Source organism: Christensenella minuta (genome assembly GCF_003628755.1).
GTDB classification, from domain to species: Bacteria; Bacillota; Clostridia; order Christensenellales; family Christensenellaceae; genus Christensenella; species Christensenella minuta.
Genome location: NZ_CP029256.1, coordinates 1,927,290 through 1,952,458, shown reverse-complemented (window position 1 = coordinate 1,952,458; position 25,169 = coordinate 1,927,290). Strand labels below are relative to the sequence as shown.

Annotated in this window: 26 protein-coding genes and 1 pseudogene; 6 read left to right on the top strand and 21 right to left on the bottom strand. The window is 46.2% G+C overall.

The annotated features are described in order from the left end of the window. Nucleotides 1-92: 92 nt before the first annotated feature. Entirely contained in the window at nt 93-1,532 is a 1,440-nt protein-coding gene (locus B1H56_RS09245) for a site-specific integrase (protein ID WP_066523256.1), read from the bottom strand. A gap of 3 nt (nt 1,533-1,535) precedes the next feature. Continuing rightward, entirely contained in the window at nt 1,536-1,742 is a 207-nt protein-coding gene (locus B1H56_RS09240) for a helix-turn-helix domain-containing protein (protein WP_066523257.1), read from the bottom strand. Between the two features lie 286 nt (nt 1,743-2,028). Here B1H56_RS09240 and B1H56_RS09235 point away from each other — a divergent pair, with 286 nt between their 5' ends. Then, nucleotides 2,029-3,240: an IS110 family RNA-guided transposase gene (locus B1H56_RS09235; RefSeq protein ID WP_066523776.1), complete on the top strand. Its 1,212-nt coding sequence runs from the start codon at nt 2,029-2,031 to the stop codon at nt 3,238-3,240. A gap of 697 nt (nt 3,241-3,937) precedes the next feature. Here B1H56_RS09235 and B1H56_RS09230 read toward each other — a convergent pair. From B1H56_RS09230 to B1H56_RS09165, 15 genes are all read right to left on the bottom strand, one after another. Next, the gene (locus B1H56_RS09230; RefSeq protein ID WP_066523541.1) at nt 3,938-4,369 is read right to left on the bottom strand and encodes a sigma-70 RNA polymerase sigma factor region 4 domain-containing protein; all 432 of its coding nucleotides are present in this window, start codon (nt 4,367-4,369) and stop codon (nt 3,938-3,940) included. 187 nt (nt 4,370-4,556) lie between these two features. Then, nucleotides 4,557-5,747, bottom strand: a complete 1,191-nt coding sequence (locus B1H56_RS09225; protein ID WP_147554747.1) for a hybrid sensor histidine kinase/response regulator — start codon at nt 5,745-5,747, stop codon at nt 4,557-4,559. Nucleotides 5,748-5,764: 17 nt separating this feature from the next. Further along, nucleotides 5,765-6,562 (bottom strand): sensor histidine kinase, encoded by a 798-nt coding sequence (locus tag B1H56_RS09220; protein WP_066523545.1) that lies wholly within the window; start codon nt 6,560-6,562, stop codon nt 5,765-5,767. A 17-nt stretch (nt 6,563-6,579) separates the two neighbouring features. Further along, entirely contained in the window at nt 6,580-6,942 is a 363-nt protein-coding gene (locus B1H56_RS09215) for a hypothetical protein (protein WP_066523547.1), read from the bottom strand. 516 nt (nt 6,943-7,458) lie between these two features. After that, nucleotides 7,459-7,620 carry a hypothetical protein gene (locus B1H56_RS14570; protein ID WP_156468699.1) on the bottom strand — a complete coding sequence of 54 codons (162 nt, stop codon included), beginning with the start codon at nt 7,618-7,620 and terminating at the stop codon, nt 7,459-7,461. A 451-nt stretch (nt 7,621-8,071) separates the two neighbouring features. Continuing rightward, nucleotides 8,072-8,479 (bottom strand): hypothetical protein, encoded by a 408-nt coding sequence (locus B1H56_RS09210; protein ID WP_207667486.1) that lies wholly within the window; start codon nt 8,477-8,479, stop codon nt 8,072-8,074. A gap of 324 nt (nt 8,480-8,803) precedes the next feature. Next, nucleotides 8,804-9,004, bottom strand: a complete 201-nt coding sequence (locus B1H56_RS09205; RefSeq protein WP_160295573.1) for a transposase — start codon at nt 9,002-9,004, stop codon at nt 8,804-8,806. A gap of 29 nt (nt 9,005-9,033) precedes the next feature. Further along, on the bottom strand, nt 9,034-9,630 hold the full coding sequence (locus B1H56_RS09200; protein ID WP_197502994.1) for a radical SAM protein: 597 nt from the start codon (nt 9,628-9,630) through the stop codon (nt 9,034-9,036). Nucleotides 9,631-9,670: 40 nt separating this feature from the next. Further along, nucleotides 9,671-10,033 (bottom strand): hypothetical protein, encoded by a 363-nt coding sequence (locus B1H56_RS09195; protein ID WP_066523551.1) that lies wholly within the window; start codon nt 10,031-10,033, stop codon nt 9,671-9,673. 61 nt (nt 10,034-10,094) lie between these two features. Continuing rightward, nucleotides 10,095-10,415 carry a hypothetical protein gene (locus tag B1H56_RS09190; RefSeq protein WP_046442380.1) on the bottom strand — a complete coding sequence of 107 codons (321 nt, stop codon included), beginning with the start codon at nt 10,413-10,415 and terminating at the stop codon, nt 10,095-10,097. A gap of 31 nt (nt 10,416-10,446) precedes the next feature. Continuing rightward, nucleotides 10,447-12,627, bottom strand: a complete 2,181-nt coding sequence (locus B1H56_RS09185; RefSeq protein ID WP_066523558.1) for a serine/threonine protein kinase — start codon at nt 12,625-12,627, stop codon at nt 10,447-10,449. Further along, the gene (locus B1H56_RS09180; RefSeq protein ID WP_059109316.1) at nt 12,624-12,947 is read right to left on the bottom strand and encodes a hypothetical protein; all 324 of its coding nucleotides are present in this window, start codon (nt 12,945-12,947) and stop codon (nt 12,624-12,626) included. The genes B1H56_RS09185 and B1H56_RS09180 overlap by 4 nt, the downstream gene beginning before the upstream one ends. 3 nt (nt 12,948-12,950) lie before the next feature. Continuing rightward, nucleotides 12,951-14,270 carry a trypsin-like peptidase domain-containing protein gene (locus tag B1H56_RS09175; RefSeq protein ID WP_066523560.1) on the bottom strand — a complete coding sequence of 440 codons (1,320 nt, stop codon included), beginning with the start codon at nt 14,268-14,270 and terminating at the stop codon, nt 12,951-12,953. Continuing rightward, complete coding sequence (locus tag B1H56_RS09170; RefSeq protein ID WP_066523562.1) at nt 14,242-15,201, bottom strand: PP2C family protein-serine/threonine phosphatase; 960 nt, start codon at nt 15,199-15,201, stop codon at nt 14,242-14,244. Before B1H56_RS09170 ends, B1H56_RS09175 begins: the two co-directional genes overlap by 29 nt. Before the next feature lie 3 nt (nt 15,202-15,204). After that, nucleotides 15,205-15,759 carry an FHA domain-containing protein gene (locus B1H56_RS09165; protein ID WP_059109319.1) on the bottom strand — a complete coding sequence of 185 codons (555 nt, stop codon included), beginning with the start codon at nt 15,757-15,759 and terminating at the stop codon, nt 15,205-15,207. Between the two features lie 274 nt (nt 15,760-16,033). On the opposite strand from B1H56_RS09165, the gene B1H56_RS09160 reads away from it, so the two are divergent. After that, a complete protein-coding gene (locus B1H56_RS09160) occupies nt 16,034-17,422 on the top strand; it encodes a response regulator transcription factor (protein WP_243108743.1) in 1,389 nt (462 codons plus the stop codon). 484 nt (nt 17,423-17,906) lie between these two features. Here B1H56_RS09160 and bsh read toward each other — a convergent pair whose 3' ends face one another. Then, the gene (bsh, locus tag B1H56_RS09155) at nt 17,907-18,884 is read right to left on the bottom strand and encodes a choloylglycine hydrolase (protein WP_066523564.1); all 978 of its coding nucleotides are present in this window, start codon (nt 18,882-18,884) and stop codon (nt 17,907-17,909) included. A gap of 481 nt (nt 18,885-19,365) precedes the next feature. Here bsh and B1H56_RS15185 point away from each other — a divergent pair. Beyond that, nucleotides 19,366-19,554: pseudogene (locus B1H56_RS15185) on the top strand (TetR/AcrR family transcriptional regulator); the annotation flags it as partial. Between the two features lie 150 nt (nt 19,555-19,704). Here the strand turns inward: B1H56_RS15185 and B1H56_RS09145 are convergent. Beyond that, the gene (locus B1H56_RS09145; RefSeq protein ID WP_066523565.1) at nt 19,705-20,838 is read right to left on the bottom strand and encodes a sensor histidine kinase; all 1,134 of its coding nucleotides are present in this window, start codon (nt 20,836-20,838) and stop codon (nt 19,705-19,707) included. Beyond that, the gene (locus B1H56_RS09140) at nt 20,835-21,512 is read right to left on the bottom strand and encodes a response regulator transcription factor (RefSeq protein WP_046442388.1); all 678 of its coding nucleotides are present in this window, start codon (nt 21,510-21,512) and stop codon (nt 20,835-20,837) included. The genes B1H56_RS09145 and B1H56_RS09140 overlap by 4 nt, the downstream gene beginning before the upstream one ends. Nucleotides 21,513-21,653: 141 nt before the next feature. Between B1H56_RS09140 and B1H56_RS14565 the strand changes: the two genes are divergently transcribed. From B1H56_RS14565 to B1H56_RS09130, 3 genes are read left to right on the top strand one after another with little or no spacing between them, the layout of a single operon-like run. Then, nucleotides 21,654-21,806, top strand: a complete 153-nt coding sequence (locus B1H56_RS14565) for a CD1871A family CXXC motif-containing protein (protein ID WP_162938984.1) — start codon at nt 21,654-21,656, stop codon at nt 21,804-21,806. Between the two features lie 25 nt (nt 21,807-21,831). Continuing rightward, nucleotides 21,832-22,734, top strand: a complete 903-nt coding sequence (locus B1H56_RS09135; protein WP_187161466.1) for a 4Fe-4S binding protein — start codon at nt 21,832-21,834, stop codon at nt 22,732-22,734. Further along, nucleotides 22,731-23,681, top strand: coding sequence for a TlpA family protein disulfide reductase (locus B1H56_RS09130; RefSeq protein ID WP_330382398.1), 951 nt, complete (start codon nt 22,731-22,733; stop codon nt 23,679-23,681). Before B1H56_RS09135 ends, B1H56_RS09130 begins: the two co-directional genes overlap by 4 nt. A 135-nt stretch (nt 23,682-23,816) precedes the next feature. On the opposite strand, the gene B1H56_RS09125 is transcribed toward B1H56_RS09130, so the two are convergent. After that, nucleotides 23,817-25,028, bottom strand: coding sequence for an IS110 family RNA-guided transposase (locus B1H56_RS09125; RefSeq protein WP_066523776.1), 1,212 nt, complete (start codon nt 25,026-25,028; stop codon nt 23,817-23,819). Nucleotides 25,029-25,169 lie beyond the last annotated feature (141 nt).

The following is a 25,169-nucleotide window of genomic DNA, read 5'->3' as shown; positions in this document are numbered from 1 at the left end:
AGTTTTTCTACTATTTTTGTTCTGCCAATATCTATTATTTATGAGCAAAAATCATTTGCTCATAAATTTTGCTCATAAATTTTGAGTGCAATTCAGGTCGCTTTCTGCAACACGGGTAAACAAGCGTAAAGTTTTTTTGCTAAATCCGGCTGTTCGACTAACTCCTTAAATAACCTTCGCAAGTCAAAGTCCTCTGTTACCCGTTTTTGTTTCAGCCGCCCATAAAAATCATTTTCCACTTGTATAGATAACTTTCTTCTATCTTCTTCGAGAACTTCGTCATAGTGGTCAAGAATCGTTGTAGCCGATGTCTGTCCGCCTTCGCCTCCGACAACCTGCACATCATAGTTTGTTAACCTCAATTTATACATTGTTGCAGATTTTCGTAATCCTTGCATATCAATTACATCTTCCGCACTCACCCCATCACTTTTTTGCCACTTCTTAAATCGCTTATCCATTGTCCGGGGTTCAATCGGATCACCGTTTGGGAAACAAAGGAGCAAGCCATAGTCATGATAATCCTTGCCGTAATATCGCTTATCTTGCTCGATCTGTTGCAAACGTTTCTCGATTTCCTCACACAGTTTCATGTTTAGGAATCCTTTGCGCTCACTTTTTTCTGTCTTTGGCTTTTTTAGGATCATCACAGTCTTTGCGTCCGGTTTCTTTTTCGGGAAAATACGGATAATATCATCTTGAGCAAGCTCTTCAAGGGCTTCTGTTTCAACACGCTGAAGCGCTTGACTGATTTGGAAGTATTTATTTGCCAAATCAATACCTTCAGCATCCGTTCCCACAACTTCGCCCGGTCGCATATTGCACATAAATGCAAGATGTACAGCTAAATGCAAAACGGGATCATTAATTTTTTCCAAAGCATGCTGCACCTGTTCTTTTTTCCAGAATTTTCGTTTTGCATACTTATATGCCGGGGCTTGATCACTGCTTATTGGATTTCGCTTCGTATATCCCCATGTTTCCGCATCCCGAAAAGCAGGCCGGATAATATTAAATACTTTCATTAGCGAACTTCCTTTAAGAGTAGGTATTTGATCTTCACTCTTTTTATAACTCTTTGCGCCCCTGCATTTCTTTTGGCTTAATTGAAAGAAAAAATCTTCTATTGTTTCCGGTGTAATCTTGCTCACAATCATTTTTCCGAAATATGGCTCGATGTGATTCCTAATATTCCGCTTCAAACCTGCGTACGAACTTGGCTTCATTCGTACTTTATGCGCATGCCGCTGTGCCCATGCCCAAATAAACTCTGAGAATGTTTTGCACATATTATCATTTTTAGAATAATGCTTTGTTTTTGTTCCTGCTTTATTCGCATTATACTCATTTACTAACTGTAGCAGCGTTTTATCATCATTCTTCCATTTCAGAAATTCAATCATCTTTGCTCGTTCATCGGCTTTATCCAGGTTGCTATATGCTTCATATTGTTGCCTGTTTATTCCATTTTCGTCTTTATAATAGAATGTGAACGTATATTTTTTACCTCTTTGTTTTATTGAAATTGCCATTTTCTATACCTCTTTCGTATTAGCCGATTGGGTTCCGCTGGGCATCCATGCGTCAAATGATGCTTTGTTGATACGAAGCCCTCTTTGCCCTACACGTTCTACTTGAAATTTATCTGTGGATTCACAAAAGGCATAAGCGGTCCTCGGCTTCATATTTAACATTTTTGCTACTTCTTTGACCGTATAGACGCGAGAGGAAAGATTTTCCATAAATGCACTCTCCTTTCTCTACTACAATAATTTATGGATAGGATATGGCAGCCAGCCATACGCCTTTCCATCCCATAGTCTAAGCTACAATAAGGGGAGTAATTGGTCTGACGACTCCTTTCTTGGGTCTACACGCCCGTACGTGAGACAGTCAGCCATCCTCTTGTTGCAGCGTTCGTTTTGCAGGTAGAGCCACCACTCGTGCGTTCGTGTCACTCAGTAGATTGAATAGGCAATGGGTAAGAGATGGGCACCGATTACAATACATCAATCAGGAGGAATACTTATGAACGCTGTCGGTATCGACATTTCCAAGGGCAAGTGCATGGTTGCTATCCTGCGTCCCTTCGGTGAGGTGGTTGCTTCACCTTTTGAAATTCAGCACACCGCTCATGAACTCAGACGTTTGGTTGAACGTCTGAAAAGTTTGGACGGTGAAACCCGCATTGTTATGGAGCATACTGGCAATTACTATCTGCCTGTCGCCAGGCATCTGCACGAAGCCGGCCTCTATGTGTCCGTTGTCAATGCTATTCTTGTACATGACTACGGTCAAAATTCCCTTAGACGGGTCAAAACGGACAAGATAGATGCTGTTAAAATCGCCAGCTATGCTCTAAGCCATTGGCTTGATCTTCCGCAATATGCGCCGGAAGAAGACGTTCGCCACATGCTTAAAACCTGCGCCCGCCAGTGCAACCAGTACGTTAAGCAGAGTGTTATGCTTAAAAACAGCCTCATCGCTTTGCTTGACCAAACCTTTCCGAGTGTCAACATGCTGTTCTCCAGCCCGCCCCGCAAGGGGGACGGTCACGAAAAATGGATTGACTTCGTGGGTAAATTTTGGCATTTTGAATGCGTCAACAGCCTTTCCAAAAACGTTTTTACCCAGCGCTATCAAAAATGGTGCAAAAGAACAGGTTACAACTTTCTTTCCACTAAGGCCGCTGCCATCTACGATTTCGCCTGCATACAAGTCAGTACACTGCCTCGAAGCACCTTTGCCAAACAGCTTATTACTCAAGCTGTGTCGCAGCTTAACTCCCTATCGGAAACGCTGGCTCTGATTCGGCAGCAGATGCTTTCCCTTGCCTCCGGCTTGCCGGAATTTCCTGTTGTCATGGCTATGCAAGGGGTCGGCAATGTGTTAGGACCTCAACTCATGGCTGAAATTGGCGATGTGCGACGTTTCAACCGTAAGCAGTCGCTGGTTGCTTTTGCCGGTATCGACGCACCGCCTTTCCAGTCCGGCGCCTTTGAAGCACAGAGTACCGGCATTTCCAAACGAGGTTCTTCCTCACTCAGAAAGACGCTTTTTCAGGTCATGGACTGCCTGCTCAAACACGCGCCCTCTCATGATGCTGTATTCCAATATCTTGACAAAAAACGCGGCGAGGGTAAGCATTATTACGTCTACATGATGGCAGGAGCCAACAAGTTCCTGCGTATCTACTACGCACGGGTTAAGGAGCATCTAGGCAGTTTGGCGGTTCAGTAGCCCACATATTCTTTTTGCTTGGCTTACCAGCTTATTTCAGGGTGGTTTTATTTGATGTTCCATTTTTTACCTTTCATTTTTTATTCATTTCCGGCTTGACTTTTCTTTGCAGGTCTCACATGGCAACTTTGTTTCGTACAAATAGGCACCTCCTTTCAAAGATTTGGCGGATGCTCTTATTATAGTCCGAAACAATCTCCATGCAAAAAAAACTCATATTTCCAAATTACAACAAAGAGGTTTGATAAATTCAGAAGTTGGGGCAGACTATTCGTGCTGATATTCAGATCAGAAAATCTGCCCCCACTTTCCATATTCTATTCCGTTATCATTCGACACTACTTCCCATAACGGACGGGCAACCGTCTGAACCGGCGCGGGCAGCGCCACATTGGAATCTCACCACCCTGCCAACGGCAGGGGCACGCTCTGGAACTTGATCTCGACTACGCGCAAGTATCATGATAGGCTGTATAGGTCATGGCATACTCCCAGCCACGGAAGTTTCCGGACGTTGACATTCCCGCTCGTGCCTTTGATGTTATCTTATTGACGGGAATATTCCCGCAGGCAGTCCTCGCGTGTGCGTTCTTTTGCTCGCTATGCAGCTAACGTATTCAGACGATTGGATATTTCGTTTTTATCGGAAGAAAAATACTCCCTTATTATTCAGTAGAAAAACACACCGTTTTTTGTCTCAATCTTCTAAAAAATTTTTTATTTTTTTGCGGATCGTTTTTTCTGACTTTTGAACAGACCGTAATACAGCAGCGGCATCGGTTCCTTCAATCCGCGCAATATCTTTCAGTTTCATTCTCAGTACATAGTAGGCGTAGAACCTTTTCAGCTGCTTTTCCGGTAATTCCATAATGATAGAATAAAGAAATTCGCGCAGTTCCTTTTGCTGCATGATCTCTTCCGGCAGCATAGGGGAGTGCAGGGCAAATCGCTCAATCCCATCCTCCCGGTCAAGAGAATAGTATGCGCGGTGATACCGTATTTTTGCATATCCCGCCCTTTCTCTTTTTGTTTCTTCCCATAAAGCAGTAACTACATCATCCGGTAGAAAGACATAAGTATCTTTCGTATAGAGAGATGGATAAAACTCCCTTAGATTCACTTTTTTCATAGTAACCTCCATTTTGTCGCTTGTTTGAAAACGCCCGATCAAAATGGAGAAATGGAGGTGCTCGTGCCCTATAAAAGGACATACAAAAAGCACCTTTGCGGTTTAAGATTGCAAAAGTGCTATATTTTATATGTATTTTTTTAAGAATATATTGTTTATAATATATTTAATACTCTGAAGGTCGAATTTATTGTAGTATACCGTAATTTACGATAACCGCCGTAAAAACGACCGCCACCATGGACATCAGCTTAATCAGAATATTAAGGGACGAGCCGGGCGTATCCTTGAAAGGATCGCCTACCGTATCGCCGACAACGGCGGCCTTATGCGCTTCACTGCCTTTTCCGCCGTGCGCACCGCCCTCGATATATTTCTTCGCGTTATCCCACGCGCTGCCTGAGTTGGACATCATAACCGCAAGCACAAAGCCCGTGGCCGTTGTGTCGCCGAGCATACCGATGAAATTAATCCTTTTCTCCAGCGGCTTTGATTCCAGCAGGGTAGTCTTTATAAAAGGCCTGAGCCCGTAGAAAAGTGTAGATTTAAATAGCGGCTTGGAAAGGAAACCGTTGACTCCAGCCTTGCGCGCTTCTTCCTCGATTTCATTCCAATCGTAAGCAGTCACAATCCCATCCATTCCCGGCATTTTCCAGTCCAGTAATACAATCTGGCAACCCTGTTTCTCTTTATGGTGCGTCGCCGCTATTTCAACGGCAGTCTCGCCGTCTAAGGCATAATCCACCTTCACGCCAATCTTTTTTAACGAAGAAGCGGCACTGTGGCAAAGCTGCTCGTCATCGTCTACCACCAGCACATTCCAAGCCGAGAGAAGCATATCTTCTTCTTTTTCCGTATTCCTTTCCATATCCAAAATAATGTGGAATTCCGTGCCTTTATTTACTTCGCTTTTTAATTCTATCGCTCCTTTCATCGCGTCGACAATATGCTTGGTAATCGCCATGCCAAGACCCGTTCCTTCGACTTTCTGTACGCGCTTGGTATCCTCACGCGCGAAAGAATCGAAAATATTCTTTTGAAATTCAGGCGACATACCGATTCCAGTGTCTCTCACCCCAAAATGGTTGCGCACATAGAATTCTCCTAACGGCGAATCCTCTTGTGTCAATGCTACATGAATAGTTCCTCTCTCCGGCGTAAACTTGATTGCATTGGAAAGTATGTTTAAAAGCACCTGGGTCAGTCGCGTGCCGTCGCAGTATACATGTTCAGTCTGTATGTTTTTAATAAAAATATCGAATATCTGTTTCTTTGCCTTGATCTGGGACTGCACTATATTTGTAATATTATCCATCACTTCACGCAGAGAAAGTATATCCACATTCAGCATCATCTTGCCGCTCTCAATCTTCGACATATCTAACACATCATTGATCAACCCCAGCAGATGCTTGCTAGACAGGGCAATTTTTTCAAGCAGTCCTGCAATTGTATCCGGTTGTCAAGATGTGTCGAAGCTATAGCTGTCATTCCCATAATGGCGTTCATCGGCGTTCGCATATCATGGCTCATACTTGAAAAAAATGTACTTTTGGCTCTATTTGCACGCTCCGCTTCCTGCCGTGTCTCTTGTAAAAGCTTTATCTGTCGCTGGGACATTCGGAAAAACTTATAATATATTAAAAGCATTACCGATAAAATGATGACACAGCCACTGATGGCAGTAAAAATACGTTGATCAAGCAGATGAGATATAGGTTCATGCAGCAATTCATAAGGAAGAACTGATACCAAATACCAGTCGGAATATCCCAGCGGGGTAAAATGTGTATTGCGGATTTCATCTTTGATCTCTGCAACCATGGAATATTTCTCCCCCGCTTCTATCGCTTCTGAGATCTTCTGTACTTCTTCCTCAGGGGTACCATTGCCGAAATGACCGTAATTGAGCACACGGGCGAAATACGAATCGGAATCTTCTTCTGTTGCATCGGCATTTTTTATTACATATGTCCCGTCATTGCGGATGATATGAGAATAAACACGGGTTTCACCGATATCGAGCGAGAGTATATCTATAAGAGTCTGTATGGGTATACCTGCAACAAGCGCAGTGCTATTTTCACCATTTTCCATGGGAAAAGAAACAGCCGTTCCCAGTAAAAGAAGATCATCGCCTGACTGGTTCGTGCCTTCTGTTACCTTTTGCACGTCTGCGCTTAGCGCATCCATAAAGGCACTTTCTTCGTCTATCTGTATGGGTTCCCATAAATAGCTTCGTAGCTGCCGTCATCAGCATAAAGGCCAAGATAACTGAATCCAAGGCTTTGGGCACTGGCAGCCAAATTCTCTCGCAGTTTCGCCGCGCCTATATCATTGCGCATATTGCTCCATACAACGCCTTTCAGCTTGGACTGGTACAGATCAATTACAGTGGAAAAATGCAACGAGATTTGCTTGCCCATTTCGGACATATAAATTTTCCCTATATCACTAATCGTCCTGTCATTTTCATTGACCATATAGAAAGTTATCCAAGTAAATATAGCAATACATAAGATTAATATGCCTACCAAGCTACTCCACAAAAAGCGCCGAATTTTCTTTCCCATGAGGCCTCCTTTACCTCACAAATAAAAAACCGTCTACCTGTGCAAAGTTGGTTTCTTTTTTACCAACTAATTAGCCCCCATATGAAAGAAACCACTTAGCTTTGCAATGCTTTTTTCTAATAATCTATACTTGTTATCTATTTTTACAGCAAATTTTGTAGCGTGAATGAATTATAATGGTACCTGCTGATGCCTCTTGCCGCACAGAATTCTTTTTACAAAAAAGCGGAATATAATCCGCTTCTAAAAACAATTTTTACTTCTTTATAATACAATGTCTAAACGTAAATTTCAAGAGCTTCAATATGACAAATATTTTACTTGCGTTCAATCTTCTATTTGTAATATTGGTAAACGTCTTGTTGTTTTCTGGACTATTTACCCCTTAATGAGGCTGATTTTTTCTCTTTTTTGTATTTTTTCTTTTGACCATGCTTTAGCTTTCTCCCGATTCACAGCTTGAATTTGTATACTTATCAAACATCATTAGCGCAAATACATTCTTTTAGACCTCCCCTAAAGCTTGATACACTTTTTTGCGCGATAACGGCAGATATACCGTTCGCCGGATTCCTCCTGACGCTTGTGCCCATACATCGCCTCCACGATCCTGTCCGGTACTTCCACACATTCTTCTGTGTACCGCAGGTAGAAATCCCACATCTTTATCATAGCCATTGGCCTTTTTCTCTATTTCTTTTTTCTCAGGCGAAGTGATGATACTTAGAAAATCAAAGCAAAAAATAATGACATAGGAGTTATCCCAGATACCTTATCATGCGTTTGATGTTCAAGGCAGTAGCGGATAGGAGGCAATGGTCTTCTGCCGCTTCCTTACCTCGCCTTGTCAGGCACTTTAACCTGTGTATCAACTCCTGCACCACAAAATTTCCCTCGCACCATATCTGTCTTAAATCTAAAACTCGTTTATGGGCAGGCGTGTCGTCTGTCTTCCGTTACTGACTCACCGCTTCTTCAAAGATATTTACCCGGATGCTCCGGCTATGTTGGCTACTGCTTACGCATTGCTCCAGTATCACGCAATCTCAACAATCTTTGCGGATCGCCCGATAGACCTTGCAGATATTGTAGCACTCTCGCTCCAGACTCTTCAATTTCAATATCCGGCTTATGGGCAAACAAAGTAATCATTCTCTTCATCATCGTATCGAAAATGTTCACGTTTTAGCTCTGCCTTGTATGTCTCACCGTCTGTTGATTTGGGTGTGTGCAGCCTGATTCCCATGCGCTTCATTTCGTGATAGATCAGGCTAGTTCCATAACTCGTGTCAGCTCCCGTGTCCTGAATATTTAATCCGATGTGGTTACACATATATTCCACACGCTCAAGGTACGGTTCCAAATCGTTTACATTTCCTGCCGTCACCGCCACGTCCACCACGATCCCATGTGCCGCGTCCACACTTTGGTGACGCAGGTAATGTATCCCCAAAGGTTTCCCCGGATGTCTCAGCATTCCCGCGTCCGGGTCGGTCATATTGTATTGATTGTTTTCTTCACCAATGCTGGTTTCCATTTCCCGTGCGGTACGCGCTGGGGCTTGATAACTTCCGACATTTCTGATATTCTCCGCTTCTTCGTATCGATCCAACCGTTTTATGTAATCGATGGTTTTACGTTCCACCAATACTTTGACATTCACTTTAAATGACGCATCCGCTTTTGCATGGGCGGAGTGGGGCAGAGTGATCTTTCCATCAACCAATCCTTTTTCTATGCATTGCCGCAAGATATGCTCAAGCAGGCGACAAAACAGATTTGTTCCATTAAGCGGGCTGCATCTGTTTTATGAAATCGTTGAATGATCCGGCACCCGCTCATCTGAATCCAGCCCCAGAAGTCAACGATAGGCCATATTTACCTGTATCTCCTGCTCGATGCGCCGCTTCGACTCTATGCCATGCAAGTATCCCACCAGCAAATACTTCCCCAACACCACCGGCTCAATACCAATACTCAGCCTGCCGTTGTCCGAGCTGTATAAAGCCCAGACTTCATCACAGATAAAACGGAAACCTACGTAAAGTAATCTTTGAATCATTTGATTCTGCATTGATTCGGTATGTTCATTTATTCTGCATTTAGCCTTCCCGGTTGCTTTATGACATACCGGAAAAATTCTAAGTTGGAGAACCCCATCTTTTGAAGTATATATGCGCTATTTTTTTGATCGTGTTCCGTATTATATTTAGGAATCAGGGGGACACGGATACGGACGCTTCCCATATCCATCGTATTCCGAAGTATGGCAAGATTCCTCTTCATTACTTCGGCATTCTGCCCGGTATAGCGTTCGTAGATTCTATTGTCCATGTCCTTTATGTCTATAATCATACTATCCGCTACCTGCGCCGCGGTAATAACAGCTTCTGCCGGGGCATAAAGGGAAGTCTCTATATTTAGTTTCCATCCGGCAGGCATGAGTGTGCGGAACATCTTGATAAACTCCGGGTAAAGCAACGGTTCTCCACCCCCAAACGTAATACCGCCGCCTGTTGCCAAAAAATACAGATTATCCTGCTTCACCTCATTCAACAGTTTTTCCGGCGTATATTCGCATTGATTCGTTTCTTGCTGCCGCGAATGCGGATTCAGACAATACTGACATCGGAGTAGACAGCCGTAGGCCGCAACAAGCGTCGTAACACCAATACCATCTGTTGTCATCCGATGACGCTCCAAAGCAATCGTTGGAAAAACCGTTTTTTTATTCGTTTTGTTCATTTATCAAGCTGTCCGCAGGAACTTCTCCCTCAAGCGACGTCCATTCTTCATCATCATAACTTTCTACGGGCGCGCAGCCTCTTTGAAACCGAGAGTCACTTTCGGTACAGCCGATACTGCCCAATACCAGTCCTGTCGCCAGTGCGGCTATGGCGACACGTTTTCCCAACTTTTTACGCCGTTCAAGTTGTTCTTCCAAATATCGTACTTCCGCTTCACAACGCGGACATGTGCCTCTACATTCACCCTGAAATTTACAATCCCTCGTTACATATTCGATTTCGTTCTCATCTGCTATTTTTTGCCGTATTTCCTTTAAAATCCTGCACTTATCTTTTCCGTTCATTTTCGTTTCCTCCATGTTTGTTTATCCGAAACAGCGGACAACCACATCTGCCTTATGATTTTTATTCTCTGGCTGTGGTGTTGAGTTCATTCTCAATATGCTGAATAATACTATCCCGCAAGAAGACGAGGGTGCGTCGCTGTCCTTCCTCCGTCAATTCCGGCGCAGGGTAGAGTATGGAAATATGTATGATAGAGGCATCCCCCTGTTCCGTCACCGCAAAAGCAAACTCACTCAAGTTATCAAATACGTTTATTTGCGCTTTGATATCTCCCACAAGTTCCTGATCATAAATACCATTTAGTTTATCTAATGTATCAAAAATCGCATAAACCGCCATACGCCGCGGGCAATTTACCGTTTGTTTGATGACCACTGCCATATCATAGCTCCTTTCCGTCCCTTGCGTCCGGTCAAACCGGACGCAGGGAAGACATTGCATCACGTCTGACACTATTTGCTGTCTCTACATTTGATTCCTGAACCCTGCTGGCAACGACATATATCTGCCCATTGATCTCTGCTGCACCGAATGCAACGGAAGAAGATTGTAATGTTCCTTCCCACATTGTCCATTCAACGCCGCCCCATGTATCTATATATGGCTCGTTCAACGCCGCTCCCAAGTTTATGTGGGTGTTATAAAAGAAATTACTCGCTTCTTGTGCAGTCGCCGCAATTGTAGAAACATTTTCCACCTCTACAAATTGTGTTTCATCTCCTGCAAAAGGATATAGAGCGACGCACGATATAACCGGCCCATCGAATTTCACATTAACAATAGCCGGTTCTTCCTGTATATAATCTGCGCTATACAGAAATTTGAAGCCCAGCTCTTGGTTTGAATACAACCTGAACGTCGTATCGACAGGGCCTGTAATCATGAAAGTATCCATATATCCGCGAAGCGCTGCGTACGCTTCTTCATCATCTGCCGTACAAGCTCCCATGATATCATATAATCCAAAACCATTTTGCGTTTCAGCAAAAAGGAGTACCACGTCAATCTCTCCGCCTGTTTGCTTTGTTGCGCGGAGGTCGATCTGGTAGGCAGGCACGTCTCCTATTTGTTGCGGCCCCGCCGTTTTGATTTCATATCCTGTTGTCCCCATTTCCTCTGATGCCCACGCTGCGATCGTTTCTACATTGTTCTCGACGTCGTTTATGGAATAACAAGCCATATAGGGCTGATAGAAGTATAGCTCAACGCCAAGAGCCATACGCGAATCCGGGCTCGTGAAAGCCCAGCTTTCCGGATCTTCCGTCCAGTCAGCCGGGACGGAGATTTCAGCGCCATAACCAGTAATATCATGGGTTGTCATCTCCATAGCCGGAGCGTCCGTTTCCGGTGTTGTCACCGGGGCGCTGCCCTCTGTGCTTGGCACGACCAATTCCTGTGTAGCGGCAGGGGCATTCGTTCCACCGTTAGAGGTTATAGGCGTGTTCTTCCCATTGTATACTCCCGCCGCAGGGAAAATCACCGCAAATACTAAAATAGCCGCGGCAGCTCCTACAATCATCCAACGTATCAACGGATTTGTTTTCATAAAATCCCAAAAGTCGCTTCTACCGTCCGCAGGAGCTATCGTCGAGGCACGTTGCGTTACGCCTGCCGTTACGCGTTCCGTTACCGATACCGCTTTTTTACCGGACAGCGCATCAATAAACGCACGCATATTAGCATACCTATCCTCTGCTTTGACGGAGAGTGCCTTCAATATTGCATTTTCCATTGATGTAGGCAAGCTGATGCCCAACTCGGAGGGCTTTTTGATCGTATCGTTGTGAATGCGCTCGATTGAGTCCGGCGGCACTATTCCAGTTACACATCGGTAAAGCGTAGCTCCCATCGCGTAGATATCCGTCCACGGCCCCTGATTTCCGTGGCTGGAATATTGCTCCTCCGGCGCATATCCATGTTTTAAGATAACAGATACGCTTTTGTTGTCACCCATGGAAAACCGTGCCGCGCCGAAATCAAGCAATCTGCTTTCTCCTGATGCTGTAATGTAGATATTATCCGGGCTAATATCCCGGTGCATCAGATTCAGGGAGTGAACTTCGCACAGGGCCTCCATGACAGGGAGCAGGATTGCAAGCGCCTCAGTATAGGAAATACTGCCTCCATGCTCTGCAACATATTCTTTAAGGCTCATTCCCTCGATATATTCCATTACGAAATACGCAGTATTATTTTCCTTGAAATAATTTTGTACCGATACGATGTTAGGCAAATTTTGAAGTTTGGCCAGAATACGTGCTTCATCCAAAAAGCGTTCCATTCCTGCCGCATATTCCTTTTCCACGCGCCCGGTGAGTGTAACCGTATATCCGTCTTTATACCTCGTCGCCATCCCTGACGGCATATATTCTTTGATTGCTACCTTAATTTCCAGCGTCAGGTCGTACCCAAGATAAGTAATCCCGAAACCGCCTACTCCCAGCACCTTTCCCGCCATATACCGTCCGTTTAAAATTGTCCCCGGCGGCAGCGCTAAAAACGGTTGTTCCTCTGTATCGTCATATCCGCAGTATGGGCAGACTCCCGGCTCTTTTTCCCGGAAACAGCCGTAACATACTTTTTCCAGATTCATATTTTTTCCTCCATCATTTCTGCCAACACCCAAAGCCTGTCATCAATATATCTCGCTCGTTCGATATGGCGCAGGGCCATATATTTAAGCCAATGCTCCGCATCCGCAGCTTTCAGGAAGTCTACTTGTACTTCCAGCGACTCCACATAAAAACCTTCAGTACACATCAGCAGACCTTCGCCAGGTTTCAGATCCGGTACAATCTCTTTTGTTGTAATTTCTCCGTTGGCACTAAGATGATATATTTCCGCGTCTTCGCGGGAGGCATATCCAGCGCATGCCTCCTGTATTTTCCCATTTTCCAAGTAATATGCTGCCATTTTCTACTCCTTTGCAACAATAAATTTATTGGCATTGTTACACAGATAGAACGTATCTCCCGTTGCCAGCTTTTCAGCGACGGATGCAGGCAGTTTCTTTCCATTTCCAAGAAACGTTCCGTAGGAAGATCCGTTATCCATCAACAGAAAATAATCCCCGGCTGCATCATAGGAAACTTGGCAGTGATTCCCGCTGATCCCCGGCGTACTCTTATCGAACACAATATTACAAAGGTTTGGATCGCGTCCAAGCGTAACCTTTCCTTTGGAGAGATCGAAGCTCTGTCCGGCATATTTCCCAGTGACGCCGCGTAGCAGCGGTTTTTTGCCTGACGGGCTGTTTTTTGCCGGTTTTCCGGCAACAAAACTTCCCTCGGTATCCGCCGCTGACAGAACCGACGTTTTTTTTCTGTCCATAACCAGAAATACAATTCCGAGGATAAGCGTTACACCGCCAATTACGACAAAGGTATACAACATCCAGTTTTTTTCACCCATCAGCGTGTATTCGATACGTTCCTCGTCCAGAATACGGATAAGCTGATCCGCAACGCTGGCGTAGTTTACGCTAGTGTTGATATTTACCGATTGCTCCTCCGTACCGATCTGAGTAACGAGCCCCGACGTGTTTACACCAATCACATTGCCGTCAGCGTCCACCAGAGGTCCACCGGAATTGCCCGGATTGATGTCTACGTTCATCTGGAACGCTTCGTAGCCCGTTCCCGAAACCGACGCGCGCTTACTGATAACACCGTCTGTTATGGTAACGTCGTCGATATCATAGCGGATATTCTCTGCCAGTGTATCCGATACACCCGGAAATCCCAGAGCATAAGCTGTTTCTCCCGGCTGCACAGTATCAGACGGTCTGATGGGAAGCGGGATGCGTTTGTCTGTCGGGCTTGGAACTTTCAAAATAGCGATATCCTTTTCCTCCGGGCCGGAATAATATAAAACCTGCGCATCTACAAAATCATTCTCGGCACCGGAATAAACTACCGTTACCTTCCCGCTATACGAGGGATCTTGCTTGGGAACGATATACGCATACTGCACCACATGCCCGTTTGTTACAAAATATTCCACGGGCTCTCCCGGTTTACCGACAGCCCAGCATGTTCCGCTTCCAGCCGCAACAGGGCTACCGGAAACGTCATATAATACCTGCTGCACATAGGCCACGCCATTACGCGCTTGAGCAGGTGTCATGCCCATGCTGCTGGCAGCAGATATTCCGCACAATACACAGCTTATCGCGAAAACGCAGAACAAGGCGATTGCCATAATTTTTTTAGTCGATATTTTCTTTTTCGTTTCCATCTTTATACTCCTCCGTTATTTTTCCGTGATACCTGATGGCAATCACCGTATAATTATCTTGATTTGGGATATCTGCCGAAAGAATATCCCTTTCCAGCTTTTTGCAACATTCTTCGGACGAAAGAGCCATCGCTTCCCGAACCTGCGTCAATGTCAGCGTATCGCTTACGCCGTCCGAACAAAGCAGCAGCGTGTCTTCCGGCCTAAGCGGCAACGGCATGCGGTTATGTTCACACACTATGGTTTCCTTCCCAATATATTCGGAAAGCGCCGCAGCCTGTGGATCTATAAATGCCTCTTCTGGCGGGAAAGCTCCTTCTAATGCACGGATTAAAAGATCGTTCTTATATTCCTGTCTCATATTCAGTGCGTAGAGCTTTTCTTCGCGCAGCAAAAAAAGGTCGCTGTCACCCACGCACCAGAAAGACAAGGTCCCACCTTTCACCAACGCCGCGACGAGCGTCGTACCTCCATGTCCGCGGAACTGACGATAAACATGGGAACTTATCCTGTTGATTTTCTCTTCCGGTTCGCTACAATCTTGCCATGGGAATATACGCAATAGCTCAGACACAACATACCCGGCAATCATGCCGCCTTCGGCCATCCCCCCCATACCATCGCATAGCACCGCAAGCAGCCCGTTTTCCTCATAATTTTTCAACAGACTTGCACCGAAAGCGTCCTGTTGCTCCTCCCGTTTTCCAAGCCCCTGAAGATTAGCAATCTCAAGATTGGGCTTTACCTTTGGCTTCTCCGTAACAGAAGCCGTTTTCCGTTCTATTCTTTTTGTTTTTTTCTGTCTGTGCTTCCTGTTTAGGAAAGCTAAAAGGATGATAACGGCGAGAGCGCATGCCGCGACAAGCATCCATAGCCGAAAAGAGCCGTCCTCCGTCAGAGGCGTATTCAGCCATGCAATTATATTTTCCATTGATCAATCCTCATTCTGCTCTTCGTCGTCCCAACGGAAATTTTCACCGCATAGCGGCAGGAACAGCAGGCGGCTTTTTCCAACTTCTATAATATCGTATGCATGGAGAGGTTTGGCTACTTCAACCTGCTCGTCGTTGCAGTAGGTGATCCCACGCCCCTGACCGGGAGAAAGCGTAAAACGGTTATGCTTCGCGTCGTATGACACAAGCGCATGGCTTTCACGGGAAACCGTGTCGTCATCTGTCAGCGACACGTCCATAGCAGAAGCCCTGCCAATAAAGTTTCTCCCAGCGCATAGCTTGAAATCTTCGCCGCGATGCGGGCCTTTGATGCAGATCAGAAAGCCGACCGCCGGATCGATGCCGATTTTTTTCTGGATGATCCCTACCGTTTTTCCGCGATCAGCCTCTCCTGTGCCGTATCCGGGTACTGCGGCTACCGTTTTTCCGATAGCGCCCGCAGCTACCGTTTTCCCTACTCCTGCGCCTTCCTGACAATATGGACAGGAATCAAATCTTGCTTCGTCATAGAAATGACCATTATCGCACTGTTTCATTTTTCCCTCCTAAAATATTGGTTTTGTCGTTTGAATATCTTAAAAAATGCTTTCCCTTATTATTGCTTTTCGTATGATGAGATGGTAGGCCACATGAGCGCCAAACTATCAAAAGTATGTGGCACAACAGCGCCAAACTGTTTTCAGACGGTAGGAATCAACTGAATTTCAATGTATAATAAATGATGTAGATATGATATTAACAAGGAATCGAAGTATGTGGAATGAAACAAAAACGGAACTGGGAAAACCAGCGTCGCTGACCGCCGTACTGATGATGGCTATTTTTACTTTTGTATTTTTGGGCGCGGAATATTTGTATGTCGATATGGTTTCTCTTTTGGCAAAGCCGTCAGAGGCTATTAACGCACAAAATTACATATTGGGAGTAAGCGCAGCCGGTTTTTTCGTTTATCCATTTCTGGACCGCTTGATCAAAAAAACATACCGAATCATTTTCCTGTTTATCGTAGTAATGACATCAGTCGTATGTATCTTTGTGATCCAGCAGTGCGTCTCTTACTTTACAACGTTGATATTCGGAATCATTTTATTCTTGCTGCTTGGTATATTCAGCGGCAAGGTCTACGATATGGCCGCCTGTGCAATAGGGGAAAACAATTGTCTTGCCCGTTTGGTAGGGATATCGTATGCGCTTGGAATACTGATTCAGTTTATCAATAACAATCTAATTAACGCGGAATTGGCAGAGGCGATTGTGCTTTCTGCTTTTTTGAGTATTCTTGCCTTGCTGTTTATGAGGGCAGAGCGGGCGCGCAGGAAACCTGTTGCTTCGCAAGAGAATGAACGGGAAAAAATGGTTGTTTCTCCGGCACGGGTAACAGGCAGGCTTACGACCGGTATTTTTCTCGCTCTGTTAGTTGCGCTTATGGCATGTATTTTTAGTACGCTCGATAACGCGGTTACGCTTGAACACGCGGCAGGTACGGATATCGGACAATGGCCGCGCCTTCTTCTGGCAGCAAGCGGGCTTACGGCAGGTTTTCTGTTTGATTTGAAAAACAGGAAATATATGCCTATCATAATGTACTGCATTATGTTGATGTCAGTCATGTGTGTCGTATTTCCTAAATTCGGTATTCCATTCTTGGGCGGATTATTTATATTCTACTTGTCTTCTGGTTTTTTCGTCGTCTTCTTTACCGCCAGTTTCATGGAGCTTTCACGCTATATGAGGATTCCGGCACTGTGGGCCGGTATGGGGCGTACCGCAAATAATATCAGCGCTGTTTTGATTACTAATTTTTCGATTGCGCTGCTGGTTTCAGATGATCGCTTTGCAACGGTTATCTCTGCGCTGGTTTTGTTTATGGCTGTCAGCGTTGTAATGTTTGTCTATATAAACCGCAGGAATAACGTGATAAAGAATACATTGGCGGATAAATCCATAAATAAAAGCCGGGGAGAATACTCTCAAAAATTTGCAGAATCCTTTTCGCTGACGCAGAGAGAGCATGAAGTATTTGAGCGGTTGATTTCTACCGAAGAGAGTGTGCAGGAAATGGCGGATGCCCTTTATATGTCGCGTCGCACCTTGCAGCGATATATTGCGTCGATTTATGAAAAAACAGGGACGAAGTCCCGGCTAGGCCTATACCGGCTTTATGTCGATTATGTGGCAGAACCACAAATCTACGAATGAAATCTCTCTATGCTCAAAGCATAGTTTCAACATTTCGTTTATAAAGAAAACAAAAAATATCTCCACTGTCGTAGCAATACTTAAAGCCCCGATAATTTGTCAGAGTGCCATTTGTATGAAGTGATAAATCGGGCAGTCTTCGCCGCTGCAATCATGTCCCGCGTGAAGGAGTGGTACACCAAAAAAAGAATAACGAAAAACATCGCAACGGCTATTTTACATTTTCTGTTCTTCATAATCCGTGCCATAAGATAACCTTAACTCTTAATTCAGTACCTGCTTATTCTACACTTGTTATTTGCCATTACTGCAACGCAGGAATGCTCCTATTTCAAGCACAAATAGGCTGCCCCGACTTTCATTCTGAGGCAGCCTGTTCAAATTCAAAATATTAGAAAATTTTTAGATATACCACTATCTCGCACCTAAAAGAATAATATAAAAGCTATGCAAAGATTATTTACAAAACTTATGTTTAAGGGTATTAGTAATTCCGATAGTTAATCTGCTGTTCTTTCATAAGCGGATAGCTTATTATAGTGTTTCCGTCCAGATTTTCTTTATACATATCAACTGCTGTGATCTGGTTGTTTTCATAAGTTGTATAGTAATAAATTCCCTTGTCCATGTTACAGCAGGAAGAATAAATTGTTATTTCATATTTATCTTCACCAAGATGTACGCAGCCTCGTTGCTGCTCTACCGAGCCAAGAATGTGAAAAAACTGGCTGATACTTTCCGATTCCGAATCACCGGAAACCGAGTTCATCTTTGTAAACGCTGCTTTCACGAATCTCGAAGCGGATGATAAATCTCCGGGAAGGCCTATCGCCCCCATACCCCGGCTATACTGTTCAAGTTCCAATTCGGCAGCAAATGTATTTGCAGGGGGTTCTTTCGATAAATGCATATAATTATTGAGATTAAACATCTGATAGTCAAAGGTAGGATTATTTGTCAGAACTCCTACAGGGTTTTCGAAAACTTTCAAACCATCTTTTGTTGATTCTACTACAATGGAATCTCGCTGGTCAGAAATCATCCAATGTAATGGAGAAAGCGGCAGCTCTTCACTAAAGTTCAAATTTACCAAGTTAATCTGTTCTAAGAGAATTCTTGCTTCACTCACACTTGCACATTGACCGAGTATCCATGGAATAAATTCAAAGGGAGCAATATTATCGTATCCTTCCTTCACTTCTTTATAGTCCGCATTATCCGGGAAGTTCAGTCCTGCCATACTGAGACCCTTTTCATTTGTTGCATCGTAGTAAAGCGGAAAGTCATCAACTATATAAGCCATCCCTATCATTGCATAATGATGATTGAGCACTTTTCCATTACGAAAATGAAACGGATAATATTTTGGTGTAACCGTTACTGTTTCATTATAAGAAAATTCCAGATCCAGATTTCTTCCAAAATAGTGATCCTTTGTATAATACGTTATTGCTGTACACATTTGTATCGCCTCCTCAATAACCTTTTACTACAACATGTTCGATCCTTTTAGATCTATTGTAAATTCTGGAACAACCTATGCTCTATCTAAATATATTTTATAAACGCTTTATAATTATTTAAACTGTCACGCAAATGAAAATAATCGACATATTTTGCAATAGCTTTTCCAATACAATATTAAATTTTTCTATATTATTTATTATTTGTCCTCCAAAATAATCTATACGAATTGTTTGATGAGGACAAGCTGTTAATTCAAATTATAGAGTCGATTTAAAAAGGGCTATTTTCTTTTGCATGTGTAATTTTTAGATAAGGGCGTGGGGAAATTTTTAGGCACTATTATGAGACATTTCATACTCAAAATCTTGACAATAAAGATCAAGATAACAACATTACGGGGAGGAAGTTATATTGATTGCAGAATATGATAAAACACATGGCGATACCCTTAAAAGTGCCAAAAGGAATTCTTAGAATATAGTTTTACCGGAGTATCCTTGCGCCAGATCATGGCCGGTGCTAACCTTACAACAGGTGCCCTTTATCGGTATTTCAAAGATAAGGATGATTTGTTTTCGGTACTTGCTCTTCCAGTGTGTAAAGCCTTTTTAGAGCAGTACGTTTTAGTTGGCGACAGATTATCTGGGAAAGCTCGATCAATCTGAAATAGAAACAAAGAGGCCCTTGGGTAGGGGCCGCCAAAGGATAAAATGTGGTCACCGCGCTATTCGATGTCTCCTTAAGGAAACTGCCATAGCTGATTAGCTCTTATAAGGCTAGATCAAACCACTTGTTTAATGGGGAGTTTTGATTTATTACGCTGGGACTTCCACAGCAATGGTGGTTCCTTCCTCTGTGCTCTTCTCGACCCATACGGAACCACCATGGAGATTGGCAATCTCCCATGCTAGCGACAGCCCCAGCCCTGCGCCGCCGTATTCCCTGCTACGGGACTTATCTACCCGGAAGAAGGGCTGGAAGATACTCTGCCGGTATTCTTTCGGGATGCCGCAACCGGTATCCATGATGCGGATGAGAAGGCGCTTTTCCTCCTGGGATATGGAAATGCGCACTGCGCCTCCGGGACGGTCGTACTTGATGGCGTTTTCCGTCAGGTTGAAAAGCATTCGGTAGATCAGCGTGTCGTTGCCGGTCATGGCGCCGTCGCCCTTTCGCTCCAGCATGATATCGTTTTTTTCCGCCAGCGGCGCAAGATCCGCGAAGATCTCCTCGATCATCGGTCCCAGCTGGATTTGGTCGGTACGCGCTACTGTTTGAAGGTCGCTCATTTCCAGTAGCGTTTTTGTCATCTGCGCCAGCCGCTCCGTCTGCTCCTGCAGCAGGGAGAGAAATTCCGCCGTCTCCGGCAGCACATCGGGATGCTCCGCGGAAAACAGATCCAGCTGCGCCTGCATCAGCGCCAGCGGCGTGCGTAGCTCGTGGGCGGCGTTGCCGGTGAACTGCCGTTGAGCGGCAAAGGCGTTGTTCAGCCGCTCCAGCATCTGGTTGAAGGAGTGACTCAGCTGCCGAAACTCCGGCAGAACATCCTCATTGGTTCTCATATCCGCCAGATTATTCAGCTGCACCTTCTCCACCTGAGAAGCGAAGCTGCGCAGGGGTTTGAGGGCGCGCCCGCTGACAAAATAGGCCAGAATGCCGCTGAGCAGTGTCACCACAGCCGTGATGTACCAGTTGGTCGTACGAAAACGCCCCTGTGCTCCATTGACAACGATGGTCAGATCCTCGTCAGGCGTTATGAGCTGCGGATCAAAGCTCTCTGCCCCTTCACCGTTCATAATAATAGTGCCGCCGCCCTGCAGGGTGTCTGCGATCGTGTCCATATAGTACACACCGGAGGAGCAGAGCAGCAGATTCATGGCGACGCAGGTGATGCCGATAAGCAGGACGGTCATCAGGGTGATGCGCCATTTCAAAGATATCTTCCTCATGTCTCCTCGCCTCCCATCAGATAGCCCTCGCCGATACGGTTGCGGATGGGGTCGTAACCCAGGGCGACCCGGAGCTTTTTGCGCAGGGCGGAGATATGTACCCGAATGGAGTTGCTGAAGCTGTCCACGCTGTTGTCCCAGACATGATCCATCAGCTCCTCCTGACTCACAGGCCGCCCCTGGTGCACCATCAGATATTCCAGAATGCCCGTTTCCTTGCGGGTCAGCGTCAATGTCTGCCCGTTGACGGAAGCGGTGCGGGAGCGCGTGTCAAAGGTCAAGGCTCCGCAGGTCAACAGCACATCCTGCTGGGTGAACTGCCGCAGAGTCAGGCTGCGAATGCGGGCCTCCAGCTCGGCTAAGTGAAAGGGCTTTGCCAGATAGTCGTTGGCGCCCGCATCCAGCCCCTCCACCTTGTCCTCCACCTCGCTGCGGGCGGAGAGGATCAGCACCCTCGTCTCCCGGTCTGTCTGCCGCAGGGTGCGCAGCACCGTCATGCCGTCCTTCCCCGGCAGGTTCAGATCCAGCAGGATGAGATCGTATTTTTCAACGGCGATCAGCTCCAGCGCCTTCTCCCCGTCGTAGCAGTAATCTACGCTGTAGGCCAGCCGCCGCAGGCTGCGGACGATGGTCTCGCACAGGGCGCGTTCATCTTCAATTACTAAAAGGTGCATGAGAGCCCTCCTTTTTATTCTTCATTTTCATGTTGTTCTTAAATTATAGCAAAAACAGATAAGGTTTGCGTTAAATTTTCGTTCTTAACAGGGATTTTAACTTTCTCGCGTTATGATGGTGGCAGAAAAAACGAAAGGGTGATGGAATTGAGTCATGTAAAAAAGACTGCGGCGCAGGCCTTGCTGCTGGTTGCGGGAATCGCCATGCTGTGCTTCGGCGTATGGCGCGGCGAGGCGGCGGCGGTGCTGAGCAAAGCAATCAAATTATGTCTGGAGTGTGTGGGCATTGGGTAAGAAGTTTTCGGGCGTGTCACAGACTATGTCCCGCTTCCGGGGCTGGATACAGGCGGGGGCAACTTTATTGACCAACCTGCACCTGCCGAATTTCCTCAGGGGTGGACTGTATCAGGGCGCAGGGAAAACCGTCTGTGTGCCGGGGTTGAACTGCTACTCCTGCCCGGCGGCCTCCGGCGCTTGCCCCATCGGGGCGTTTCAGGCGGTGGTAGGGTCTTCCAAGTTCAGCTTCTCCTATTATATCACAGGCTTCCTCATTTTGCTGGGAGTCCTGCTGGGACGCTTTATCTGCGGTTTTCTGTGTCCCTTCGGCTGGTTTCAGGAGCTGCTGCACAAGATTCCCACGAAGAAGCTGTCCACGAAAAGGCTGAAGCCGCTGCGATACCTCAAGTACGCCGTTTTGCTGGTGATGGTTTTGCTGCTGCCGGCATTCCTTGTGAACGATGTGGGCATGGGCGACCCTTTCTTCTGCAAATACCTCTGCCCGCAGGGCGTGCTGGAGGGGGCCATTCCGCTGTCCCTTGCCAATTCCGGCATTCGGGCGGCGCTGGGCAGCCTGTTTACATGGAAGTTCAGCATCCTGCTGGCGGTGATTGCGCTGAGTATCGTATTCTACCGTCCCTTCTGCAAGTGGCTCTGCCCGCTGGGCGCGTTCTACGCGCTGTTCAACAGGGTGTCCCTGTTCCAGATGAAGGTGGACAAAAACAAGTGCGTCTCCTGCGGAAAATGCGCCAGAGCCTGCAAAATGGATGTGGATGTGACAAAGACGCCCAACCATACAGAGTGCATTCGCTGCGGGATGTGCGTCCGAGCCTGTCCGACCAACGCCGTGTGCTTCCGCTACGGCTTCGGAAACGGTAAAGATAAAACAAAGGCGGCAGAACAGCCGCAGAAAAACAACAATAACAAGGAGGAACAAAACGGATGAATAGAATGAATACTGCCGGCCGATTGCTGGCGCTGTTGCTTCTCGCACTGATGGTGCTGTCTCTGGCAGCCTGCGGCGCAAAGGGCGGCGACAAAATGGATGGGATGAGCAATGAGCCGAAGAACGCCGAGGAAGCGGCTGCCATGCACAAAGATCTGCTGGCACAGGAAAATGCCATTCTCTCGGAGAACACAGCGCTTTGGGAAAAGGTATTCATGGCGGCCGACAAGGGCATGACCATGCAGGAAGACGGCAAAAACTACGGTGATTTCCTGCTCAGTACAATCGAATCCGCCAAGGATCAGTTTACGGCGGATGAGCTGAAACTGCTTCAGGAAGAAGCGGAGAAAATCCGCGACATCGAAAACAAGCTGACCATGATTGAGAAAAAATACCCCGAGGCGGCACAGCAATCCATGGATGGAACCATGAGTATGCCTGCGGGCAGCGACATGACCACGCCGCCCGATGACGGCAGTATGCAGAAGTTCCCTGCATTTGAGGGTAAAGACTTGGATGGGAACGCGGTGAAGAGCGATGAGCTATTCTCCGGCAACGCCGTCACCGTAGTGAATTTTTGGTTTACCACCTGCAATCCCTGCGTGGGCGAGCTTGCCGAGTTGGATGCGCTGAACAAGGAGCTTACTGAGAAGGGCGGCGCGCTCATCGGTGTCAACACCTTCACACTGGACGGCGACAAAGCGGCAATTTCTGAGGCGAAAGATGTACTCGCCAAGAAAGGCGCGACTTATCAGAATGTGTATTTCGCTTCCGACGGCGAGGCGGGAAAGTTTACCACGAACATCTTTGCTTATCCCACCACCTATGTGGTTGACCGCAACGGCAACATCGTGGGAGAGCCCATCACAGGTGCCGTCACGGAAAAAAAGCAGGCGGAGACGCTGCAAAAGCTCATCGACCAGGCTCTTGCCGCCGATATGGGCTGACAAGCGAATTTATCTCCTCAGACCTGCAAAGAAAAGTCAAGCCGGAAATGAATAAAAAATGAAAGGTAAAAAATGGAACATCAAATAAAACCACCCTGAAATAAGCTGGTAAGCCAAGCAAAAAGAATATGTGGGCTACTGAACCGCCAAACTGCCTAGATGCTCCTTAACCCGTGCGTAGTAGATACGCAGGAACTTGTTGGCTCCTGCCATCATGTAGACGTAATAATGCTTACCCTCGCCGCGTTTTTTGTCAAGATATTGGAATACAGCATCATGAGAGGGCGCGTGTTTGAGCAGGCAGTCCATGACCTGAAAAAGCGTCTTTCTGAGTGAGGAAGAACCTCGTTTGGAAATGCCGGTACTCTGTGCTTCAAAGGCGCCGGACTGGAAAGGCGGTGCGTCGATACCGGCAAAAGCAACCAGCGACTGCTTACGGTTGAAACGTCGCACATCGCCAATTTCAGCCATGAGTTGAGGTCCTAACACATTGCCGACCCCTTGCATAGCCATGACAACAGGAAATTCCGGCAAGCCGGAGGCAAGGGAAAGCATCTGCTGCCGAATCAGAGCCAGCGTTTCCGATAGGGAGTTAAGCTGCGACACAGCTTGAGTAATAAGCTGTTTGGCAAAGGTGCTTCGAGGCAGTGTACTGACTTGTATGCAGGCGAAATCGTAGATGGCAGCGGCCTTAGTGGAAAGAAAGTTGTAACCTGTTCTTTTGCACCATTTTTGATAGCGCTGGGTAAAAACGTTTTTGGAAAGGCTGTTGACGCATTCAAAATGCCAAAATTTACCCACGAAGTCAATCCATTTTTCGTGACCGTCCCCCTTGCGGGGCGGGCTGGAGAACAGCATGTTGACACTCGGAAAGGTTTGGTCAAGCAAAGCGATGAGGCTGTTTTTAAGCATAACACTCTGCTTAACGTACTGGTTGCACTGGCGGGCGCAGGTTTTAAGCATGTGGCGAACGTCTTCTTCCGGCGCATATTGCGGAAGATCAAGCCAATGGCTTAGAGCATAGCTGGCGATTTTAACAGCATCTATCTTGTCCGTTTTGACCCGTCTAAGGGAATTTTGACCGTAGTCATGTACAAGAATAGCATTGACAACGGACACATAGAGGCCGGCTTCGTGCAGATGCCTGGCGACAGGCAGATAGTAATTGCCAGTATGCTCCATAACAATGCGGGTTTCACCGTCCAAACTTTTCAGACGTTCAACCAAACGTCTGAGTTCATGAGCGGTGTGCTGAATTTCAAAAGGTGAAGCAACCACCTCACCGAAGGGACGCAGGATAGCAACCATGCACTTGCCTTTGGAAATGTCGATACCGACAGCGTTCATAAGTATTCCTCCTGATTGATGTATTGTAATCGGTGCCCATCTCTTACCCATTGCCTATTCAATCTACTGAGTGACACGAACGCACGAGTGGTGGCTCTACCTGCAAAACGAACGCTGCAACAAGAGGATGGCTGACTGTCT

Excerpts from the sequence above, each read along its gene's own strand:
- B1H56_RS09245 (WP_066523256.1), bottom strand. The coding sequence starts at position 1,532 with ATGGCAATTTCAATAAAACAAAGAGGTAAAAAATATACGTTCACATTC.
- B1H56_RS09240 (WP_066523257.1), bottom strand. The coding sequence starts at position 1,742 with ATGGAAAATCTTTCCTCTCGCGTCTATACGGTCAAAGAAGTAGCAAAA.
- B1H56_RS09235 (WP_066523776.1), top strand. The coding sequence starts at position 2,029 with ATGAACGCTGTCGGTATCGACATTTCCAAGGGCAAGTGCATGGTTGCT.
- B1H56_RS09230 (WP_066523541.1), bottom strand. The coding sequence starts at position 4,369 with ATGAAAAAAGTGAATCTAAGGGAGTTTTATCCATCTCTCTATACGAAA.
- B1H56_RS09225 (WP_147554747.1), bottom strand. The coding sequence starts at position 5,747 with ATGTCGAAGATTGAGAGCGGCAAGATGATGCTGAATGTGGATATACTT.
- B1H56_RS09220 (WP_066523545.1), bottom strand. The coding sequence starts at position 6,562 with ATGGATGCGCTAAGCGCAGACGTGCAAAAGGTAACAGAAGGCACGAAC.
- B1H56_RS09215 (WP_066523547.1), bottom strand. The coding sequence starts at position 6,942 with ATGGGAAAGAAAATTCGGCGCTTTTTGTGGAGTAGCTTGGTAGGCATA.
- B1H56_RS14570 (WP_156468699.1), bottom strand. The coding sequence starts at position 7,620 with ATGGCTATGATAAAGATGTGGGATTTCTACCTGCGGTACACAGAAGAA.
- B1H56_RS09210 (WP_207667486.1), bottom strand. The coding sequence starts at position 8,479 with ATGGAAACCAGCATTGGTGAAGAAAACAATCAATACAATATGACCGAC.
- B1H56_RS09205 (WP_160295573.1), bottom strand. The coding sequence starts at position 9,004 with ATGATTCAAAGATTACTTTACGTAGGTTTCCGTTTTATCTGTGATGAA.
- B1H56_RS09200 (WP_197502994.1), bottom strand. The coding sequence starts at position 9,630 with ATGACAACAGATGGTATTGGTGTTACGACGCTTGTTGCGGCCTACGGC.
- B1H56_RS09195 (WP_066523551.1), bottom strand. The coding sequence starts at position 10,033 with ATGAACGGAAAAGATAAGTGCAGGATTTTAAAGGAAATACGGCAAAAA.
- B1H56_RS09190 (WP_046442380.1), bottom strand. The coding sequence starts at position 10,415 with ATGGCAGTGGTCATCAAACAAACGGTAAATTGCCCGCGGCGTATGGCG.
- B1H56_RS09185 (WP_066523558.1), bottom strand. The coding sequence starts at position 12,627 with ATGAATCTGGAAAAAGTATGTTACGGCTGTTTCCGGGAAAAAGAGCCG.
- B1H56_RS09180 (WP_059109316.1), bottom strand. The coding sequence starts at position 12,947 with ATGGCAGCATATTACTTGGAAAATGGGAAAATACAGGAGGCATGCGCT.
- B1H56_RS09175 (WP_066523560.1), bottom strand. The coding sequence starts at position 14,270 with ATGGAAACGAAAAAGAAAATATCGACTAAAAAAATTATGGCAATCGCC.
- B1H56_RS09170 (WP_066523562.1), bottom strand. The coding sequence starts at position 15,201 with ATGGAAAATATAATTGCATGGCTGAATACGCCTCTGACGGAGGACGGC.
- B1H56_RS09165 (WP_059109319.1), bottom strand. The coding sequence starts at position 15,759 with ATGAAACAGTGCGATAATGGTCATTTCTATGACGAAGCAAGATTTGAT.
- B1H56_RS09160 (WP_243108743.1), top strand. The coding sequence starts at position 16,034 with ATGATGGCTATTTTTACTTTTGTATTTTTGGGCGCGGAATATTTGTAT.
- bsh (WP_066523564.1), bottom strand. The coding sequence starts at position 18,884 with ATGTGTACAGCAATAACGTATTATACAAAGGATCACTATTTTGGAAGA.
- B1H56_RS09145 (WP_066523565.1), bottom strand. The coding sequence starts at position 20,838 with ATGAGGAAGATATCTTTGAAATGGCGCATCACCCTGATGACCGTCCTG.
- B1H56_RS09140 (WP_046442388.1), bottom strand. The coding sequence starts at position 21,512 with ATGCACCTTTTAGTAATTGAAGATGAACGCGCCCTGTGCGAGACCATC.
- B1H56_RS14565 (WP_162938984.1), top strand. The coding sequence starts at position 21,654 with ATGGAATTGAGTCATGTAAAAAAGACTGCGGCGCAGGCCTTGCTGCTG.
- B1H56_RS09135 (WP_187161466.1), top strand. The coding sequence starts at position 21,832 with ATGTCCCGCTTCCGGGGCTGGATACAGGCGGGGGCAACTTTATTGACC.
- B1H56_RS09130 (WP_330382398.1), top strand. The coding sequence starts at position 22,731 with ATGAATAGAATGAATACTGCCGGCCGATTGCTGGCGCTGTTGCTTCTC.
- B1H56_RS09125 (WP_066523776.1), bottom strand. The coding sequence starts at position 25,028 with ATGAACGCTGTCGGTATCGACATTTCCAAAGGCAAGTGCATGGTTGCT.